The organism is Lysinibacillus sp. CTST325, from assembly GCF_054665055.1.
Genome location: NZ_BAAFHO010000016.1, coordinates 51,870 through 70,502, shown reverse-complemented (window position 1 = coordinate 70,502; position 18,633 = coordinate 51,870). Strand labels below are relative to the sequence as shown.

25 protein-coding genes are annotated in these 18,633 nt (G+C 36.3%); 9 read left to right on the top strand and 16 right to left on the bottom strand.

What is annotated here, in order from left to right:
* Positions 1-133 precede the first annotated feature (133 nt).
* Complete coding sequence (locus ACYQ73_RS24150; protein ID WP_460014774.1) at positions 134-289, top strand: hypothetical protein; 156 nt, start codon at positions 134-136, stop codon at positions 287-289.
* A gap of 268 nt (positions 290-557) precedes the next feature.
* On the opposite strand, the gene ACYQ73_RS24145 is transcribed toward ACYQ73_RS24150, so the two are convergent.
* The 4 genes from ACYQ73_RS24145 to ACYQ73_RS24130 all read right to left on the bottom strand — a co-directional run bounded on the left by ACYQ73_RS24145 (position 558) and on the right by ACYQ73_RS24130 (position 5,493).
* Positions 558-2,351: a carbon starvation CstA family protein gene (locus tag ACYQ73_RS24145; protein WP_460014773.1), complete on the bottom strand. Its 1,794-nt coding sequence runs from the start codon at positions 2,349-2,351 to the stop codon at positions 558-560.
* 118 nt (positions 2,352-2,469) lie between these two features.
* A complete protein-coding gene (locus ACYQ73_RS24140; protein ID WP_460014772.1) occupies positions 2,470-3,216 on the bottom strand; it encodes a LytR/AlgR family response regulator transcription factor in 747 nt (248 codons plus the stop codon).
* Positions 3,217-3,220: 4 nt separating this feature from the next.
* Positions 3,221-4,972 carry a LytS/YhcK type 5TM receptor domain-containing protein gene (locus ACYQ73_RS24135; RefSeq protein ID WP_460014814.1) on the bottom strand — a complete coding sequence of 584 codons (1,752 nt, stop codon included), beginning with the start codon at positions 4,970-4,972 and terminating at the stop codon, positions 3,221-3,223.
* A gap of 23 nt (positions 4,973-4,995) precedes the next feature.
* A complete protein-coding gene (locus ACYQ73_RS24130) occupies positions 4,996-5,493 on the bottom strand; it encodes an NUDIX hydrolase (RefSeq protein WP_460014771.1) in 498 nt (165 codons plus the stop codon).
* Positions 5,494-5,664: 171 nt separating this feature from the next.
* Between ACYQ73_RS24130 and ACYQ73_RS24125 the strand changes: the two genes are divergently transcribed.
* On the top strand, positions 5,665-6,216 hold the full coding sequence (locus tag ACYQ73_RS24125) for a hypothetical protein (protein WP_460014770.1): 552 nt from the start codon (positions 5,665-5,667) through the stop codon (positions 6,214-6,216).
* A gap of 154 nt (positions 6,217-6,370) precedes the next feature.
* On the opposite strand, the gene ACYQ73_RS24120 is transcribed toward ACYQ73_RS24125, so the two are convergent.
* Positions 6,371-6,814 (bottom strand): MarR family winged helix-turn-helix transcriptional regulator, encoded by a 444-nt coding sequence (locus ACYQ73_RS24120; protein WP_460014769.1) that lies wholly within the window; start codon positions 6,812-6,814, stop codon positions 6,371-6,373.
* 144 nt (positions 6,815-6,958) lie between these two features.
* On the opposite strand from ACYQ73_RS24120, the gene ACYQ73_RS24115 reads away from it, so the two are divergent.
* On the top strand, positions 6,959-7,450 hold the full coding sequence (locus ACYQ73_RS24115) for a CarD family transcriptional regulator (protein ID WP_460014768.1): 492 nt from the start codon (positions 6,959-6,961) through the stop codon (positions 7,448-7,450).
* A 61-nt stretch (positions 7,451-7,511) separates the two neighbouring features.
* Here ACYQ73_RS24115 and ACYQ73_RS24110 read toward each other — a convergent pair whose 3' ends face one another.
* Positions 7,512-7,913, bottom strand: coding sequence for an NUDIX hydrolase (locus tag ACYQ73_RS24110; protein ID WP_460014813.1), 402 nt, complete (start codon positions 7,911-7,913; stop codon positions 7,512-7,514).
* A 478-nt stretch (positions 7,914-8,391) separates the two neighbouring features.
* On the opposite strand from ACYQ73_RS24110, the gene ACYQ73_RS24105 reads away from it, so the two are divergent.
* The gene (locus ACYQ73_RS24105; RefSeq protein WP_460014767.1) at positions 8,392-8,772 is read left to right on the top strand and encodes a hypothetical protein; all 381 of its coding nucleotides are present in this window, start codon (positions 8,392-8,394) and stop codon (positions 8,770-8,772) included.
* A gap of 596 nt (positions 8,773-9,368) precedes the next feature.
* Here ACYQ73_RS24105 and ACYQ73_RS24100 read toward each other — a convergent pair.
* The gene (locus ACYQ73_RS24100) at positions 9,369-9,740 is read right to left on the bottom strand and encodes a HesB/IscA family protein (RefSeq protein WP_460014766.1); all 372 of its coding nucleotides are present in this window, start codon (positions 9,738-9,740) and stop codon (positions 9,369-9,371) included.
* A 185-nt stretch (positions 9,741-9,925) separates the two neighbouring features.
* On the opposite strand from ACYQ73_RS24100, the gene ACYQ73_RS24095 reads away from it, so the two are divergent.
* Positions 9,926-10,618, top strand: a complete 693-nt coding sequence (locus tag ACYQ73_RS24095; protein WP_460014765.1) for a DUF2225 domain-containing protein — start codon at positions 9,926-9,928, stop codon at positions 10,616-10,618.
* Positions 10,619-10,667: 49 nt separating this feature from the next.
* Here the strand turns inward: ACYQ73_RS24095 and ACYQ73_RS24090 are convergent, their stop codons facing one another.
* Positions 10,668-10,904 (bottom strand): NifU family protein, encoded by a 237-nt coding sequence (locus ACYQ73_RS24090; protein ID WP_010857481.1) that lies wholly within the window; start codon positions 10,902-10,904, stop codon positions 10,668-10,670.
* 84 nt (positions 10,905-10,988) lie between these two features.
* Here ACYQ73_RS24090 and ACYQ73_RS24085 point away from each other — a divergent pair, with 84 nt between their 5' ends.
* Entirely contained in the window at positions 10,989-11,324 is a 336-nt protein-coding gene (locus ACYQ73_RS24085) for a YuzD family protein (RefSeq protein ID WP_460014764.1), read from the top strand.
* 59 nt (positions 11,325-11,383) lie between these two features.
* Here the strand turns inward: ACYQ73_RS24085 and ACYQ73_RS24080 are convergent, their stop codons facing one another.
* Entirely contained in the window at positions 11,384-12,448 is a 1,065-nt protein-coding gene (locus ACYQ73_RS24080; protein ID WP_460014763.1) for an NAD(P)/FAD-dependent oxidoreductase, read from the bottom strand.
* Positions 12,449-12,803: 355 nt separating this feature from the next.
* Between ACYQ73_RS24080 and ACYQ73_RS24075 the strand changes: the two genes are divergently transcribed.
* Entirely contained in the window at positions 12,804-13,040 is a 237-nt protein-coding gene (locus ACYQ73_RS24075; protein WP_285398312.1) for a YuzB family protein, read from the top strand.
* Positions 13,041-13,183: 143 nt separating this feature from the next.
* On the opposite strand, the gene ACYQ73_RS24070 is transcribed toward ACYQ73_RS24075, so the two are convergent.
* Both ACYQ73_RS24070 and ACYQ73_RS24065 read right to left on the bottom strand, forming a co-directional pair.
* Positions 13,184-13,945: a TIGR01457 family HAD-type hydrolase gene (locus ACYQ73_RS24070; RefSeq protein ID WP_460014762.1), complete on the bottom strand. Its 762-nt coding sequence runs from the start codon at positions 13,943-13,945 to the stop codon at positions 13,184-13,186.
* The gene (locus ACYQ73_RS24065; protein ID WP_460014761.1) at positions 13,942-14,394 is read right to left on the bottom strand and encodes a DUF86 domain-containing protein; all 453 of its coding nucleotides are present in this window, start codon (positions 14,392-14,394) and stop codon (positions 13,942-13,944) included. Before ACYQ73_RS24065 ends, ACYQ73_RS24070 begins: the two co-directional genes overlap by 4 nt.
* 88 nt (positions 14,395-14,482) lie before the next feature.
* Between ACYQ73_RS24065 and ACYQ73_RS24060 the strand changes: the two genes are divergently transcribed.
* The gene (locus tag ACYQ73_RS24060; protein ID WP_068985326.1) at positions 14,483-14,749 is read left to right on the top strand and encodes a DUF3055 domain-containing protein; all 267 of its coding nucleotides are present in this window, start codon (positions 14,483-14,485) and stop codon (positions 14,747-14,749) included.
* A 167-nt stretch (positions 14,750-14,916) separates the two neighbouring features.
* Here the strand turns inward: ACYQ73_RS24060 and ACYQ73_RS24055 are convergent, their stop codons facing one another.
* Positions 14,917-15,111 carry a hypothetical protein gene (locus ACYQ73_RS24055; protein WP_142510565.1) on the bottom strand — a complete coding sequence of 65 codons (195 nt, stop codon included), beginning with the start codon at positions 15,109-15,111 and terminating at the stop codon, positions 14,917-14,919.
* Positions 15,112-15,175: 64 nt separating this feature from the next.
* The gene (locus tag ACYQ73_RS24050; protein ID WP_460014760.1) at positions 15,176-15,703 is read right to left on the bottom strand and encodes a D-glycero-alpha-D-manno-heptose-1,7-bisphosphate 7-phosphatase; all 528 of its coding nucleotides are present in this window, start codon (positions 15,701-15,703) and stop codon (positions 15,176-15,178) included.
* Positions 15,704-15,823: 120 nt separating this feature from the next.
* Between ACYQ73_RS24050 and ACYQ73_RS24045 the strand changes: the two genes are divergently transcribed.
* On the top strand, positions 15,824-16,006 hold the full coding sequence (locus ACYQ73_RS24045) for a hypothetical protein (protein ID WP_460014759.1): 183 nt from the start codon (positions 15,824-15,826) through the stop codon (positions 16,004-16,006).
* A 96-nt stretch (positions 16,007-16,102) separates the two neighbouring features.
* Here ACYQ73_RS24045 and ACYQ73_RS24040 read toward each other — a convergent pair whose 3' ends face one another.
* From ACYQ73_RS24040 to yunB, 3 genes are all read right to left on the bottom strand, one after another.
* Positions 16,103-16,456, bottom strand: a complete 354-nt coding sequence (locus ACYQ73_RS24040; RefSeq protein ID WP_460014758.1) for a YutD family protein — start codon at positions 16,454-16,456, stop codon at positions 16,103-16,105.
* A 32-nt stretch (positions 16,457-16,488) separates the two neighbouring features.
* A complete protein-coding gene (lipA, locus tag ACYQ73_RS24035; RefSeq protein WP_460014757.1) occupies positions 16,489-17,412 on the bottom strand; it encodes a lipoyl synthase in 924 nt (307 codons plus the stop codon).
* A 453-nt stretch (positions 17,413-17,865) separates the two neighbouring features.
* The gene (gene yunB, locus ACYQ73_RS24030) at positions 17,866-18,633 is read right to left on the bottom strand and encodes a sporulation protein YunB (protein ID WP_460014756.1); all 768 of its coding nucleotides are present in this window, start codon (positions 18,631-18,633) and stop codon (positions 17,866-17,868) included.

The window sequence follows — 18,633 nt, the reverse complement described above, 5'->3', positions numbered from 1 at the left end:
TACAACGCTTTCAATGAACATATCCTTGATTTCGCTTGTTCGCCATATTTAGGATTATTACCATAACGTGTGGTTGATTTTCGTTCTGACTGGGCACTTTCCTGGGGCGTCAGAGAGCCGCTTCAGGCAACAAATGTTTTTTGCGCGAAAGCGTAGTGCTAACGAAGGCGTATCAACAGGATGTTGGTCAGAAGGCGTTATCACAGAACATGATGGTTTTAGCCTTCGTTCCCCTATACGCTCGCTGCAGGGTCTCATCTGTGACGCAGTCGGAACGAAAATCAACTGATTCACATGACATATCTTTTAACAGAATGACATCCAACTTTTGAGGTTTATCGGAACACCTTTACGTTTTAACACCTAACTTTTGAGGTTTATCGACTAACTTTCACGTTTTATCTACTAACTTTTAAATTTTATCTACTAACTTTCACGTTTTATCACCCAACTTTTGAATTTTATCGACATTCAACTTATAAATGAACCATAATTAAGAAATTAAAAAACTATTGAAAACTAGTATACGACTAATTTTCAATAGTTCTTAATTTTCATTATGAAGCTGTTTGTGATAATAAAAACCTTGGTGACTTCCAAAGCTCTGTCCATTTTTTAAAGGCGGCTATCACAATTATTAAGCCTAAAATTAACATAATAACAGACAATACACCATTTAACATATTGTATCCAGCAGCCGCTGTATTCCAATAAACATTTTTAATCATCCAAAGGCCCGCTACATTTACAGTTACATATAAATACGCCAATGGAATAAAGCAAGTTAAGGCGTAGATTCGCTTATCTGCAACTTTTAATACTATTGTTACACCACAAACTAATCCGATTGTTGCCATCAACTGATTCGAAACGCCAAATAATACCCAAATCGAACTGATATCTCCTGAATACAATAAATAGCCCCACATAAAGCATGCAAGTGCACTTGCAAAGATTGTACCTGGTAGCCAATTTGTACGTTTCAGTGGCTTGTAGACATTGCCGCCAAAATCTTGAATTAAATAGCGTGCTACACGTGTTCCAGCATCAATTGCTGTTAAAATAAAGACCGCCTCAAACATGATAACGAATTGATAGAAATAAGAAGACATTTCAGCAAACCAAGGAATCCCCGTGAAAATATCAGTCATCCCAACTGCTAGCGTTACAGCTCCACCTGTACGTCCTTCTAAATCCATCCCAATACTTTCGGCTAATGCATGTAAATGTACCGGCTCCATTCCTAATGTAGCAAAGACTGCTGGGGCTGAGTTAATCGCAAAATAATCTGCAGGGTGAAGGGCCGTTGCTGCGATTAAAGCCATTACACCTACTAAAGATTCAACGAGCATAGCACCAAAACCAACGATGCGTATATCTTCCCAGCGATCAATCATTTTCGGAGTTGTCCCAGAGCCTACAAACGCATGGAAGCCAGAAATAGCCCCACAGGCAATTGTAATGGAGACGAATGGCCATACTGGACCAGCGATTACTGGACCACCACCATGAATAAACTCTGTAATTGGTGGGAACTGAATGATTGGGTTCACGAAAAAGACCCCTATGATTAACGCAATAAATACGCCAATTTTCATGAAACTACTTAAATAATCACGCGGCGCTAATAAGAGCCATACAGGTAATGCCGCCGCAAAGAATGCATAGATAGGTAGAATAATAGCTAAAGTATTACGATCAAATGTTAAAAAATCACCAAATGCTGTCCCTTGAATCATCGGCCCAACAAATACACCAATCATTAACAAAATAAAGCCAACTGTTGACGTAACAATTAAATTTCCTGTTTTACGATAAGCAATACCAACAAGCATCGCTATTGGAATCGTAATCCCTACCGCAAAAGTTCCCCATGGATTTCGCTCCAACGCACCAAGGACAACCATCGATAGCCCGGCCATTGTAATAGTAATTATGAAAAGCATTGCAAGGCCTGTACAAAATCCTGCAACAGGTCCTAACTCCTTCTTCATAACCTCTGATAACGACTTTCCTCCGTGGCGCATAGAAGCAAATAACACTACCGCATCATGTACTGCACCACCGATAACTGCACCAATTAACAACCAAAGGAGTCCTGGCAAATATCCAAATTGCGCAGCTAAAATAGGTCCAACTAACGGTCCAGCTGCTGCAATCGCTGCAAAATGATGCCCAAATGTTACCCATTTATTCGTCGGAACATAGTCTTTACCATCCTCCATAGCGTGTGCTGGGGTGGGCGTATCATCTTTTATCTTAAGTACCTTCTTTGTGAAAAATATGCCATACAAACGATAGCTAATCATCAGTACACAAATGGAACCTATTACAATTGTAATAGCATTCATGTTATCACTCCTTTTACGTTTTCCACATCATAGCAAATGAATTAAACAATTATTCGTAAAATTCACCGAAATGTCAGAATTTTAAGTTGAAAGGGTGTTTTCTACTGTTGAAATGCAGTTATTTTGATAGCTGAAAGATTTTGCGCACATCTTTCATATAAAGTCTGCTGATTGGTATCGAGTGTCTATTATGCAAAATCAAATTGTATTTAGAGCTACTCCAAGGCTCCAGCTCTTCAATATGTTCTAAATTGACGATAAATGACCGATGGACACGCACAAAACCTTTTAAAGTGAGTTTTTTCTCCAAAACGGCTAACGACTCTGAAGCAAAATATCTCCCTTTCTCAGTGACAACAATCGTCTTACTATCTTCAGATGTACAATATAAAATTTCCTGAATTTTTATAAGTAAAATACGATCATTCACATAAACTGTTAATTTATCAAGCTTGTCCAATTGTAAATGCTTTATTTTCTCCATCGTTTTAGCTTGTGTCGCTCTTCTTTTATCCACTAGTTTTTCAACTGCACTTTGTACACGCTCTGGCTCAAATGGTTTTAAAATATAATCAAAGGCGTTCACTTCGAATGCCTGTAATGCATACTCATCATAAGCAGTAGCAAAAATAATTTCAGGTTTAAGTATGCTTTGCTGCAGCTGTTTTGCTAATTCGAGGCCATTGTTTACGCCTAGCTGAATATCTAAAAACACACAATCAATCTGCTCAAACTGCGAATCCTGCAGTATGTCCTTCATATCCTCCGATTCTCCAATAATATGGACTAACTTTGTTTGCTCCAATAAATATCGCAATTCAGCCCTTGCTAACGGTTCATCATCTACTATATAGACATTTAACATTTCTCTACCCCCATCGTGTGGCTTTTAACGGCAGCTGAATCATAATTTTCGTGCCAACATCCAGCGTACTTGAAATGTGGAAATCTGCCTCAGTTCCATAAATTTCATGAATACGCTGATAAATATTCCATAAAGCTGTCCCTGTTCCTTGTTCGGATTGCATAATCGTTTTGCCAAGCTGTTTAACCTGCTCTTTTCGCATCCCACAGCCATTATCCTCTGTTAACAGCAATAGCTTATTATTAATTCGTTGCACCTTCACGTCAATTTTGCCTTCCTTACGATTTTTAAAAGCATGATAAATGGCATTTTCAACAAGTGGCTGTAAGGTAAATGGGGGAATATGAACATCAAAAAGTGATTCATCTAAGTGAAATTGCACATTATAGCGGTTCGGAAACCTTGTTTGTTCAATCGACAAATATGCCTCTACATGGTCAATTTCATTTTTTAACGGAATCAGCATTTGGCGAGCGCCCTGCAAATTACTCCTAAAAAATGTACTAAGCTTTAGCAATAATGCTCTAGCTTCATCAGCATCCGTTCGTATCAAACTTGAAATAGTATTGAGACTATTAAAAAAGAAATGAGGATGAACCTGTGCTTGTAGCGCTTTAATTTCGGCATCCTTTAATAGCTTTCTTTGCTGCTCAATTTCAGCATATTCGAGCTGCGATGAAAATAGTCGACTAAGGCCCTCAGCAAGCTCCTTCTTCGCCCCTGTTAATGAAGAAACATTGATAAAATATAGCTTTAAGGTACCTACCGTTTTATGCTGTACTTTTAAAGGTAGGACAATCGCAGCACTTAACGGACAACCTTCATGTGGACAACTGATTTCTTTTGCGGACGTCGCTGTAATAATGCGTCCCTCCACTAATACCCGTTTCGTTAAAGCCGTCATTATTTCTTGATGAATGACATGGTGGTCCTCGCCTACTCCTACATGTGCTAAAATCCCATTTGTATCCGTAATCGCGACTGCATTAACCTCAATCTCTCTTTTAATAATTTCCGCAACCGTTCGGCAGGACTCTTCATTTAACCCTTTACGAAAATGTTCAATTGTTTGTTGGGCAATAGAAAAAGCTTGGTGTGTTTGTAATGCTTTTGTACGCTCTTCCTCATCAATAAAAGTTTTGATAATAATGAAAAATATCAAAATCCCAAAGGCATTCATAAAAATCATCGGTAGCGCTATTAAAGAAACTAATTGCAAAGCTTGTTCAAAAGGTTTTGCCACTAGTAAAATAACAATCATTTGTAAAGTTTCTGCACATATTCCGATAATAACAGCTTTTTTATAGGAGAAGGTTTGACGTATTTTTAATTGCTTACTTAAACTACCAGTAATGAATCCTGCTAGTATTGTCGAAACACCACAGGCAACCGCTGTAAAACCGCCAAGGGTAATACGATGAATCCCTGCAATAATCCCCACGCTAACACCAACAAGTGGTCCACCAAAAATACCAGCAATCGCTACGCCAATTAGCCTCGTATTCGCAATAGCTTCCTCTGCATTTATAGTGCTATGTATCATTTGATTTAAAGGATTGATGGACCCACTTTCGATCTTTATCCCTGTATAGCTGCTAACTATACTTAAAGCACTAAAAATAATAATAAGCCAAACCTTTTCCTTAATCCCTTGATCCTGAAATAACACTCCTCGAAAGAGCCGCCATCTTGACATTAAAAAGGCAAACACAATGATTAGCCCTACTCGCTCTAGCATAAACAAAAATAGCTCCATCATAGGTCCCCTCCTCTGTCACTTTATTTTTTAAAGAACAATTTATAAGAGGAATAGCCAAAGACATCTCCCGGATTAATGCCTTCAATCCCCTCTAATTGGTGCTTTTCAAATTGGTTGGACGCCATTTCTTTTAACATCACTGATGTCATTTCATCCTGAGCGAGCTCCTTTGGATACATCCATTTCGCTTCTAATAATTCTTTTTCCTGAATGCAAATCTTCTGCTGCTCATCCTTCATCCGACAATAAAATATCGCCATATTATCACTAATGTCACCACGAATCACACCCGTTCGAAAACCAATTAAGCCTGATATATAGCAATCGATACCCGTTTCTTCTTTTAATTCGCGAACAACAGCTTCATCTACTGTTTCACCAGCATTGACAAAACCAGCTGGCAATGACCATCTTCCCTTTAATCCGCTATATGCCTTTTTGACAACCAGCCATTGTCCTAACTCATTTACTGTTACCCCTGCAACACCTAACCAAACTTTTCCTCTATCTTTTTTCATAAGCCTCACCCCTATATCACTATTATAACGGCCAATTTTCCATATATAGAAGTATTAAATCAGAATTTTATGGTTACTTCACAATCGCGAAATACATATATGCGCTAATTTTGTAAATATGTTACACTTTATTAGAAGCGAAATATTCACTCTATTACAGGGAGGAGATTTATGTTAAACCAATTATCACCTAATGCAAAACTTTTCATTATAGCGATAATGTTACTCGTACTATCGCCCTTCATTGTTTTCTTGTTGCCATTCACTATTTCCCAAACGTTTTATTTTAGTAGAGATAATATCGTGCTGATTACTCCAACAAGCAACTTTACTATGCTTTTCCTAGCAATTGCGTTCATTATTTTAACGTTGATCATACTTGGTTTCAAACGAAATAAATACACCTATTTGATTGCGATTATAATCATCGTGAGCAGTCTAGTTTTAGGCTATTTTTCTCTTTTAAGTTATAACGCTATACAAAAAACACAAATGGTTTTCAAAGAATTTCATCATCAAACTACATATGAATGGCAAGATATTAAGGAAGTCATTTATGAGTATGAAATAGGTGCAGCAGGCACTTATTATTTCCAAACGAAAAATAACGAAAAGTTTGTCATTAAAGAAAACGGACAATTTGGCTTAGATGAAAAAAGCGCCATTTACAATTTAGCAAATGACAATGGCGCTACATTTATAGAACGCGAGAAGGTAAAGTAACTGATTTTTAAAAAAGCCACTTTCGTGGTGAACGAAAGTGGCTTATGAAATTTTTTCTTTGTAGCCTACCTGAAAAATAGTACTCTACATTTTTATGTTATAAGCTTTGTTATTCATGTGTACCAAAGATTTTCCATACCAAAGCAACGAATACTTATGCTTCCAGCTGCTCCATATCCCAATTAAGTTTTAATATATTTTTTAATCGGATGACCTGATCTTCTCCAATTGTATTGACCAGTTGTTTTTCTATTTCTGCTTTACATAATTGATTTTTTTCAAAGCAATCTTCACCAAATTCAGTCATTCGAATAGCTTTATGTTTTTTACTATGTTCGACACTCATAACTGTCACCAACCCTTTAATTTCCAAACTCTTTATTATTTTATGGGTCGCTTGTCTTGAAAATTTGACATTTTTAGCTACATCTGAAATCGTAAGTTGTTTTTTATAAATCATCCCTAAAATATACCATTCTGAATTTGAAATATATATATCGTTATGCTTATGCCACTTCTCTTCCGCAAGTCTTCGAAGTAGTTCGTGACGCTCGCTCAACAAATCAATGACATCTCGATTCTGCAATTCGTCCTTCAACTAATTCACCTTCATTTCCTATTTTTCGTTATTAATATACAAAAAACAGCAGCAATCGTCAACTAAGTTGACAAAAACCATTTAATTGCTTACAATAAATTTAGTCAACTTAGTTGACAATATAGTTTGTTGGAGGGGATATACATGTACAACGTTGGCGATGTAGTCATTTACTCATCACATGGACTTTGTTCTATTGAAGATATTTGTGAACAAACCTTTAACGACATTACTAAATCTTATTACGTTTTACAGCCACTAAATGAACCACAATTAATCATTCGTACCCCTATTGACAATTCCAAAAAACAGCTTAGAGATATTATAAAAAAAGAAGAAGCCCTTAGTATTTTACATTCATTCACATCACCTGGTGTGGAATGGATTGAACAAAATACACATCGAATGAGATTTCATCTAGAAATCATTAAATCTGGCAATCGCCAAAAACAAGCAAAGCTGTTAAACACATTGTTACGAAAAAAGCTCGAATATAAGACCAATGAAAAAAAATTCCCTAACCAGGAAGAAAAATTATTGCAATCATTACAAGATACTATCTTTTCAGAGTTTTCCATAGCTCTTAATAAACCATCCGATGAAATTTATGATTATGTTTTAACACAACTTCACTAATTGTGTATTATCGGTACAGTAATAAGGCCACGATAAAAAATAATCGTGGCCTTATTCTTATTTAAAAAGAAATATAAAAAGGTTCTGCTCCATAGTTTAAGCAAAGTAAGAGTTCTTGTTTAAAATCTTCGTTTTCTATTAATATTAAAGCCTCCTCAACATCAAAAAAACCGACCTCTAAACTTTCACAACTCGTTTGTAATTCACCGTCAATAGGAGTTCCTAACCACCACATATTACAAACACTATTTTTTATCTCTTGTGAAACACCACAAAATTTGATAATTTCAATTTCAATTCCAGTTTCCTCTTTTACTTCCCTAATAACCGCTTCTTTAAATGTTTCATTTGTTTCTACACAGCCACCTGGTAACTCCCATCCTCTAATAGGATCCTTTTTTAAAAGTAATTTGCTTTCCTTATTTAGGATAACTGCACCTGATGTTACTGTAAATTTTCGAATGTTGAATCAACTCCTCCACCATTTAATCACACACACCCATTTCTGTTATTATAATACAAATCAATTTATATAATAGTTGACTAATTTATTATTATTTTTGATTCTTTTTCAATGGAGGTGCTAAAAATATGATGATTGAAAAATGATAACAATTACAGATTTTAAAACAAAATTAGGAGAGGGCCCTCATTGGGAGGATACATACCAAGACAGCTCCAATCAAAATAACTATATATATGTTTCTTAGCCTCACCTTCAACGCTCACAGTTTACTATTGTATAAGGAATGACAAATTAAAGGAGCAAGTTCAATAGAATGTTTTAGGTCTAGTTACGTGGTTCCTCTAGCCTCATTTTACGATTGAAATAATAGTCAAACTATCTAACTGCACTTTTACCATCCATCTACCAATTGGTAATCTATCATGCTATAATTTTGAAGGAAATTAATACTAGCTTAAATTTAAAGGAGCACAAAATGATGTTTAAAGACCCTTGGAATCCAACACAAAAAGAAATAAAAAAATGGGCATATAGTGATGAAATGGAACCTGTGCAAGATTGGGAACTCGCCATCTATAAGTTTGAAAATATACCGATGATTTGTACATTTGTTGAGGATGAGCAATGTGAACATACTTCTTATTTTCTTAATACTTTATATGTTTTCACAGGAGATACGGTTCGGGTAGGTAGAGAAATTCAAAAGCTATCTCAATTACTAGATACGATTGAAAATACAACCAAATCTAAAGAACTTAAACTGTGGATCGAACGTTCTCAACTTCTCATTGAATATCCGGAATACTATGACAACTCTTATTGGGGGCTTTGTTCAAAGTTTGTTTATGAAATATAATTTAGATAAGGGTACAATTTCCAAAGATTAATTTCATAAACAGTGACGAATTTTATCATAGCCATCAAGAAGGACTTGCATTTAGGATTGATTTTCATACCTGCAAGTTCTTTTGTTTTCTTCTAATTCAATTATTCTTATAAGATAAATCTGTTGTGGTAACGGTCAATCTTATTTGTTGCACATTTACTATATGTCTACACAAAGAGGGAGGTAGTAATTTGATTATTTTTGCGTTTATTAACGTTTACTTCATGCCTATACTCGGAATCATTTTTTGTTTAAATCTTGTCAGCATTTTAACTAAAATTAAAAAGGATCAAAAGACAACGAAGAATACATTTTGGCTTACACTTTCATTCGTTCTAATAATTTGGTCTATATCCATGGGAACTATTATGGAGTAAGACGAAATTGCCAACTCCATCCCTTATCAAACTAGAAGCTTCTGGTTAGGGGATTTCTTCTCCATTGCTACCTGCAGCTTATATTTCTTCTTTTTCAAGACCATACAAAAAAGCCTTTTCAATTCGTTATGTTTTCCAACATACAAATTAAAAAGGCTTGGTATCTACACACATTTAGACAATTTATTTTTAGTCACAAATCTCAGGTGTACCTTCACGTTTCGCCGTTTTGAAAGACGTGCCACAGCCGCATGATGCGATGGCATTTGGATTGTCTATTGTAAAGCCTCCGCCCATTAGCGATTGCTTATAATCAATTTTTGTCCCTAGTAAAATCGGCGCATCTTCACGGGAAACAAGAATTGTTAAACCATGTTGTACATCTTCAAAATCATCTTCTTTTTTCTCTTTATCAAAATGCATACCGTATGATAGGCCACTGCATCCGCCACCATTTACAACTACACGTAAAAACGAACCTTGCTCTTCATTGTGCACCATCATTTCATTAATATGAAAACTAGCCGCTTCAGTAACTTCAATTACTTGCTTACTTGTCATCCCAATCACCTTCCTTCTTACTTATTATCATATCAATTTTGACTATTGTATGACAAACATTCAGCTTCAAAAAGGTTTTTAGTAAAAATTCTAATATTTTTCACATTTTTAGTATTTTTTATCCATGTTTATGAAATTCACATTGGTATAATAGTTATAATAAGTCGATGAAAGAGGTATCAAATATGGAGATTTCACCTTATTACGAAAAAAAAATTCAATGTCTTAATTGCAAAAAAGAATTTCCAACATTAAAAGTACGCTCTAAATTCATTAAAGTAGATCATACAGAAACAGATTTTCATCCTATTTATGCAGACGGTGTAAATGCCCTTTATTATAATGTATTTGTTTGTGAGCACTGCGGATTTTCATTTACAGAAGACTTTTCAAAATATTTCGCCCCTGGCACGCAAGATGAAATTCGCACGCAAATTACTGAAAAATGGGTGCACCATGATTTTAAGGGTGAACGTACTGTATTCCAAGCAATACAAGCTTATAAATTAGCATTCCTTTGCGGTACAATTAAAAAAGAAAAATATGTCGCTATAGCGGGGCTTACGTTACGCCTTGCATGGCTATATCGTTCACTAAAAAACGAAGGCCAAGAGCAACGTTTTATGACAATGGCTCGAGATTACTATATGGATTCTTATTCAACTGAGGATTACAGCTCAACGCAAATGTCAGATATTCGAATTATGTATATGATTGCTGAACTATCACGACGTATCGGTGATTTAGAAAATGCTACACGCTTCTTTTCAAAAGTCATTGAAAAGCAAAGTATTGGTGGAGAAGCGAAGATCATTGATATGGCTAAGGAACAATGGGCTATTATTCGAGAAGAAAAAGAACACGCCCGCCAAGTTTAAGAAAAAAAGTTCTAGCCTGAATGTATCAGCTAGAACTTTTTTAGTCGTTTTAGAATACTTGCTCTACTTCAATAATACCTGGTACTTCTTCTAATAATGCGCGCTCGATACCAGCTTTAAGTGTAATTGTTGAACTTGGGCAACTACCACATGCACCTAATAAACGTAATTTTACAATGCCGTCTTCTACATCTACTAATTCACAGTCTCCACCGTCACGTAGTAAGAATGGGCGTAATTTATCTAATACCTCTTGAACTTGATCGTTAATTGTTGCTTCTGCCATTTTGTCTCGACTCCTTTCCTTATAATGATTATAATGTTAGCAACAGAAAAAATCCAATATAGAATCACGAGGAGTGGAAATGAAATGGGACAAGCGAAACCAATGATTGAAATTTACGGAACAGCGGTAATCTGCGCGAGCTGTGTCAATGCACCTTCTTCAAAGGATACATATGAGTGGCTACAAGCAGCCATAGATCGAAAATATCCAAACCAAGGGTATGATATTCGCTATATCGATATTGAAGGATCAATTGAGAATGAGCGCGATCAAGATTATGCTACACGCATTCAAGAAGATGAATTTTTTTATCCACTTGTCCTTATAAATGATGAAGTAGTGGGCGAAGGCTATGTGCAATTAAAGCCTGTATTTACTGCACTTGAAAATTTAGGTTTCGTACCTGACGAAACCGTTTAAAAGAAATAAAAGGAATTGTTTCAAAAGTAAATTTTGAAACAATTCCTTTTTATAATAAATTAATCATTTTGACGTTTGTAGTACCATAATAATCCTGATTTCATCAAACGTGCGATACGTCCTGTTACTGTTGTATCTGCTAAATAAACAAAGCCTTGTTTTTTACCAAGAGCTCCCATGAACCCTTTTAATTTAATATCAGGCATTTTCTCAGGTAAGTTTTCGCCTTTCCAACGCATGCGAAGTACTTTGACGATTTGTTCTGCTTGCTCCTCTGCTAACTGCGCAGTTGGAGGTAATTCTGAAGCAGCACAGTCACCTACAACATATACATGCTCATCATCAAAAAGATTGAAATATTGTGTTACGAGTGGACGCCCTTGTTTATCTTTCTCAACTTCTAAATCACGAACAATTTTGACAGGCTGTACACCAGCAGTCCAAACTACAGAATCAAGTGCAATTTCTTCTTCGTGGTTGTAAATTTTACCTTGATCAATTTTTGTAATATTTGAATTGGCAATGACTTCGACATTATGTTTTACAAACCAGTCTTTTACATATTTACTTAGCTTTTCTGGGAAGTCCTTCAAAATACGAGGACCACGGTCGAATAGCTTTATTTTCAAATCTGATCGGCTTTCACGTAACTCACTTGCAAGCTCGATACCACTTAAGCCAGCTCCTACAATTCCGACTGTAGAGCCTGCTGGTAAACCACAAAGTGCTTGGAATGTTGAACGTGATTTCGCCATTGTCTGAATGCTATATGTGTACTCCTCTGCACCTGGTACACCATGATATTTATCCTCACAGCCAAGACCAATTACTAAATCATCATATTCAATACGTTGTCCATCTTCTAGAATGACTACTTTTTCCGTACGATTAATTTCAACAACTTCTCCGTATACAGCCGATAAACGTTCATGCTCTGGGAAGCTTACACGAATTTCTTTATCTGTTGCAGTCCCTGCTGCTAATGCGTAAAATTCTGTTTTTAAACTATGGAAAGGGGCTCTGTCTACTAGCACGATTTCTGTGTCTAATGGAACATTTGGTAATAATCGAAGCATAAGACGCATATTGCCGTAGCCGCCACCTAAAAGTACTAATTTTCCCATAATAGTCTCCTTTTATATCTCTTATATTAATTGTTCACAAAGTATCCACAAACGAGTATAACCGATTGTGAGAAGTTTCACAATATCAGAATGCAATTTTGTGAAAGATTTCACAAAATAAATGATAACTTACTTTTTTTGAACGTTTTGAATCATTTGGACTCCGATAAACTGTCGCTATTGTTCGAATTTTCCTTAAATATTGTTTTCTTCTCTTCACTTTTGTAAAGATAGTTTATATCATCTGGCATGCGCATAACTTTATCACTTAGTATCTGCTTTTATCTCATGATTAACTCAAATCATTGACGAATGTTTTAAAAGCGAGTAGCATTACTTTGGTGAGGTGACATGTATGAATCCAATGGTTGAATTTTGTATAAGTAATTTAGCAAATGGCTCTCAAAAAACTTATGAAATACTAGAGCGTGATCCGAACATCGACGTTTTGGAGTATGGCTGCCTTAGTTACTGTACAAAATGTTCAGAATCATTTTATGCAATCGTCAATGGTGAACTAGTTGAGGCTGATTCTCCTGAAGAGTTGACGAAAGCCATTTATCAATTTATCGAAGAAAATCCGTTATGGTAATGAAGGCGTAATACCTCATTCATATACTGATGAAACGCTTACTAATACTAAATTTGAACATATAAAAAGGATGTTATGCCAAAAAAATCGACATAAGCATCCTTTTTTTATGTTTGAGTTATTAATATGTTTGAACAAATCAATTATGCCTCGGCAATTAAAGCTTCTACTACATAGGTAGGTTGCTGTTCCTTCTCAAGTACAGCCTTTGTTGGTGTAACACCCGTATTGACATGGATTGTGTCACAGCCAAAACGAATTCCACACATAATATCTGTGTCGTAATTATCGCCAATCATCACCATTTCATCTTTCTTAAAGCCATGCTCTGTTGCAATGACTTCAAGCATTGCAGGTGATGGTTTACCGATATAGATTGGCTCAACGTTTGCAACTTCACCTACTAATCGGGCAAACGACCCATTACCTGGTAAAAATCCATGTTCTGTCGGGAATTTAATATCTTGATTCGTAGCTATAAACGTCGCACCATTTTGCACAGCAACTGTCGCCTTCGCAAGTGTCATATAATCTAGATTTCGATCGATTCCCATAACAAATACCTCTGGCTCATCCTCGGTAGGTTCAATGCCTTCATCAAATAACGCTTTACGAATACCATCAGAACCTAACATGGCTACTTTTTTGCCAGGGAAATTCAAGGCTACATATTTTGCTGTAACTAATGCACTAGAGTAAATATGCTCTAACGGTGCATTCACACCTATAGCACTTAAAGCTTCTTGCAATTGCTCTCTTGTTTTAGAAGAATTGTTTGTTACGTAAAATGGCTCGATTCCTGCTTGTTGTAACTGATGAATAAAAGTAATCGCAGAAGGAATGCCTTCCTTTCCACGGTACACTGTACCATCTAAATCAAAACAATACGCCTTGAAGGTTTTCATTGATGATCCTCTGGTAAAAATGCTGATACAGGGCCGAGTTCATTTGTTAAATAACTATTCACAGCTGGAGAGAATTGCTTTAATGCTGGTAAAGTCGTTGTTAACACATTAACAACTTCCTGAACATCTACATCTGTGAATTCACGAACAAGCATTTTACGTAAGCCAACTACTGCTTTTAGCGGTGCTTCCATTTCAGTAGATACAACTTTTTCATCGATTAAAATATCAATAATATCCTCATAGCTTCCTGGATCACGCATAATGAAGCCGTCAATCATTAAATTACCTACGTCCATCATTGACTCCATCACATTGTGACCAATTCGCTCGATTGCTAATTTCTTAATATCGTTTTCTAGCCAGCTATCTTCTGACTCTAAAGTTGCTAATAGTCCATCTAAGTACTGTAAATTTTTTGTGATTTTATTACGATCTACAAAATACACAAGGAAAGCCCCCATTCAAATCTTTAAAAGTTGATAGTCATTTCTCTTCTATAGTACCATATCTATAGGACTGGAAGGAGATTAAAAGATGGAACGTTTTTTTTTATATGATGATGTAGAAGATACGAAAACACGCTTTGTTAGTTTTGCAGGGAATAAGTTACGTTATGATTTGGCCATTTTACAATCGGGCCGTTTCTTTGGGAAAGTGCTTGTCATGGATATTCAATTTGGACGCTTTGCTATAATTGGTCCAGATGATGTAGAAGAGCCTGGCTATCTTGAACACGTATACAATCGCACTGAGGAAGATACAGTCGAGCTACGGGAATATTTACGTGAATTATTAAATTAACATCCTTCAAAGTGGGTGTTTTTTGTATAGCAATTAAGAATTTAATACAAAAAAATTCCGCTTTTCTGCGAACATAGGGTTCTACTTTGCGCACTGTGCAACAGAAGGTTAGCGGAATTTTTTTGTAAATATCTTAAGTATCAATGATGCCTCGACGGATCGTGCTTCTATTTTTCATTATTCAATTTAGCAGGATTATCCTTATTGCGAGGCTTGTCTTTGTTTTCATTGTCGTTTTGTTTTTTGGCTTGTTGATTTTGCCCAATTACTCCTAAGTCATCAACACTAATATCAAAGCCAAATCCATATTCTTCTCGATCTAACGATTTTTTATTTTCTTTAGTCAAATTAATCACCTCCAATAAATAAATTATCCTTTTTTACATGATTTATACGCTTTGTCTTTCCAATTCAACAATACTAGCGTTATGCTGTTGCATCTTTAATAATCCAATCAGCAGCACTAATTAAATCTGGAAAAATCGCATCTGCCAGCGGATCTTTCGCACCTAAAAATACTCCCTTAGTTCCTGCTCGTTTGCCTGCTATAATATCTGTATCCGTATCTCCCACCATGTAGGAATTTTCCATGTCTATATTATATTTTTCACCAAGATCGACGATTAATTTACTATTGGGTTTACGGCAGGCACAACCTGACTTTGGTTTATGGGGGCAATATACGACTTCGTGAATAATGGCCCCTTCTTTCTTCAATTCTTTTACCATATGCTCATGTATTTTTTGTAGCTGCGTTTCTTTCATAAACCCCAATCCAACGCCACCTTGATTGGTTACTACAAATATATAGTCGAAGTATTTATTCAATTTTTTTATAGCTTTCGAAACATGCGGCAGGAAATAGAGATCCTTTGGTTTATTGACAAATTTAACGCGATTCGTTAACACTTCATTGATGACCCCATCACGGTCCAAAAATACAGCTTTTTTCATCTAAACAACACACACCTTTAATATAAAATAAGTAGGTTGGTATAAAAGCCAAATATACAGGCATCTCAATAGCGTGAGGTTGATTTCCGTTCCGGCTGGGCGCTTTCCTGGGGGTGTCCGATGAGCCGCTTGGGCCAACACGATGTTGGTCACGAAGGCGTTATCACAGGACGTGATGGTTTTAGCCTTCGTTCCCCTATCGCTAATCCCCAAGGAGTCGCCCAGCCTCCACTCCAATCAACTTTATCAAGGGAATGCGTTTTATCAAGTGTCATCCCAACTTTGGTGAAAAGCCAAAAATAAAATAATTTTGCATTGCTTTTATTATTACCAAATTTAAAAAACCTATCACTACAAAGTAAAAACCTGATGCAAATTTTGCATCAGGTTTTTAAAGTTTTATTCTGCTATTTGTGCATTTTCAACAAGCTTTGTCACTTCATGATCTTCACTCACTACAGCTTCTGGCTGTTGAGTAGATTTACCGGATTTTCGCAAGACGAAATATGCACAGCCAAAATTACAATACTCAAATAAATAATCTTGTAGTGTACTAATCTTCGTATCGAAAGTGGCTTTCTGATTTTTATCGTCAAAAAAGCCTTTTAAGCGTAATTGACTATAGCCCCAGTCGCCCACAATAAAATCATATCTGGCTAAAATATCTGAGTATCGTTCCTTGAATACTTCCTCTTGAAAAGCTTCTTTGTAATCTTCAATAATCTCGTATTCATATCCTTCAATATTGATCAAAGTGGCACCGCCTTCTATTTCAACATTTGTTTTTACTGTTCTGCTTGTAGCTGACGTTCTTTTGTTGCTTCGTTAACTTGTTCATCAGCATGATAGCTACTACGTACAAGTGGGCCTGCTTCACAATGCTTAAACCCTTTTTCCATTGCGATTTTACGCAGTTTACCAAACTCTATTGGAGAATAATACTTTTTAACAGGCAAATGCTTTTTCGTTGGCTGTAAGTATTGACCAATTGTCATAATATCTACGTCGTTTGCTCGTAAATCGTCCATAACTTCTAAAATTTCTTCATGTGTTTCACCTAAGCCTATCATTAATGATGACTTTGTAGGGATGTCTGGTTGCATTTCTTTTGCCAAACGAAGAAACTCTAATGAACGCTCATATTTTGCACGTGCACGTACTCTTGGCGTTAAGCGACGCACTGTTTCAATATTATGATTTAAAATATCTGGCTTCGCATCCATTAACATTTGAAGGTTCTCTTGCAAACCACCTAAATCGGACGGTAAAACTTCAACCGATGTAAACGGACTTTTACGACGAATCGCACGTACTGTTTCAGCTAATACTTGCGCACCGCCATCCTTTAAGTCATCACGAGCTACCATTGTAATAACTACGTGCTTCAAGTTCATAATAGCTACAGAATCTGCTACTCTTTCTGGCTCAGCTAGGTCTAATTCATTTGGTAAGCCTGTTTTAACAGCACAGAAACGGCAAGCACGCGTACAAACAGATCCAAGGATCATCATTGTTGCTGTACGACGTTCACCCCAGCATTCATGAATATTAGGACAGCGTGCTTCCTCACATACTGTATGCAGATTTTTTTCACGCATGAGCTTCTTTAGCCCTTTATATTCATCGTTTGTGTTTAATTTAATTTTTAACCAATCTGGTTTTCTTAAATATTCTTCTTTTTCTTTGCTTGTAGGTTTACAAGATGTCATACGGATATCGCCCCTATCAAAAATATGCAGTTTTTTATTACTATCTTCACTGTTGTCAATGTAACATAATAAACGCACTCCAACAACTATCATAATCAATTTTGCCTCGGCAAAATTGCATCCGGAATCGGCTTTGTGCTTAGGCCTGCACGACGCAGGTCAGTTAGCCGTTATCGCATGGATGCGATGATCTTAGGCTAACAAATGTTTTTTTGCGCTAAAGCTAAGCGGCAGAAACGTGTTTTGACTATGCGAAAGCGAAGCGGCAGCAAAAGGGTTTTATCTGCGCGAAAGCGAAGCGACAGCAACACGAAGTTGGTCACTCAGTCTAAGAATGCCACACGACGTGGTATTCTTAGACTGAGTTCCTCTATTTCAGCGGGTATTAGGAAACCTGTACCTGTCGCTACGCTTTCGGTACAAAAGACAACCGCTGAAAGAAGGTAAACATTTCTACTTTTTAGGTGAGACAGGTACTTGAATGGAAGGTACCTCTTCACCACCATTTGAATAAACGCTTGGCACATCCCCTCTTACTAAGCCCATTGCCACCGGAATATCCTGAGTAACTGTAGTAGTTTTACTAGCAAAAGGGACAATAATTTGCACATTTACTTCTATATGAACCCCTACCGTCATATATGCACTATTTATACCGTATTCCTTTATTGAAGAAGTAACTTCACTATGCACATTGCCAATGACATGAAAGCGTATCGGAATTTTAGGTCCTAAATTCCCGATTAAAGGGATATTTGCCGCCTGACTCAACGGCATATAAAAAACTACCCCATTCCCTTCATTGATCTTGTTATAATCATATTCAACATTATCAAGAGTTGGCAAATGCGACAACTCCCCTTGCTCTGCCTGCTCTAAATACAATTTTACTTGATTGACCGTTTCTGTCCGAACTCTATTAATCGTTTCTGTATTAACTTTTAAATCAGCATGGTTGCCAGGGGATACTTCTACAAGAATATCATTAACATCCATAACACTTGATGTACGAGAATCAATCGCTTTACTCACAACGGAAGATGCAATCTTAGCCGTTTGTATTTCAGCATAATCTAAGTAGGTCGGCATAAGCTTCTCATTTAAATAATAAATAAATAAAAAAACACCGATAATAACAAATACAACTACTAGGGTTAATCGATTCAACCGACTTCCCTTTTTCCTATAGGTGCCGTGATTACTATATGATCGTAATTTCAT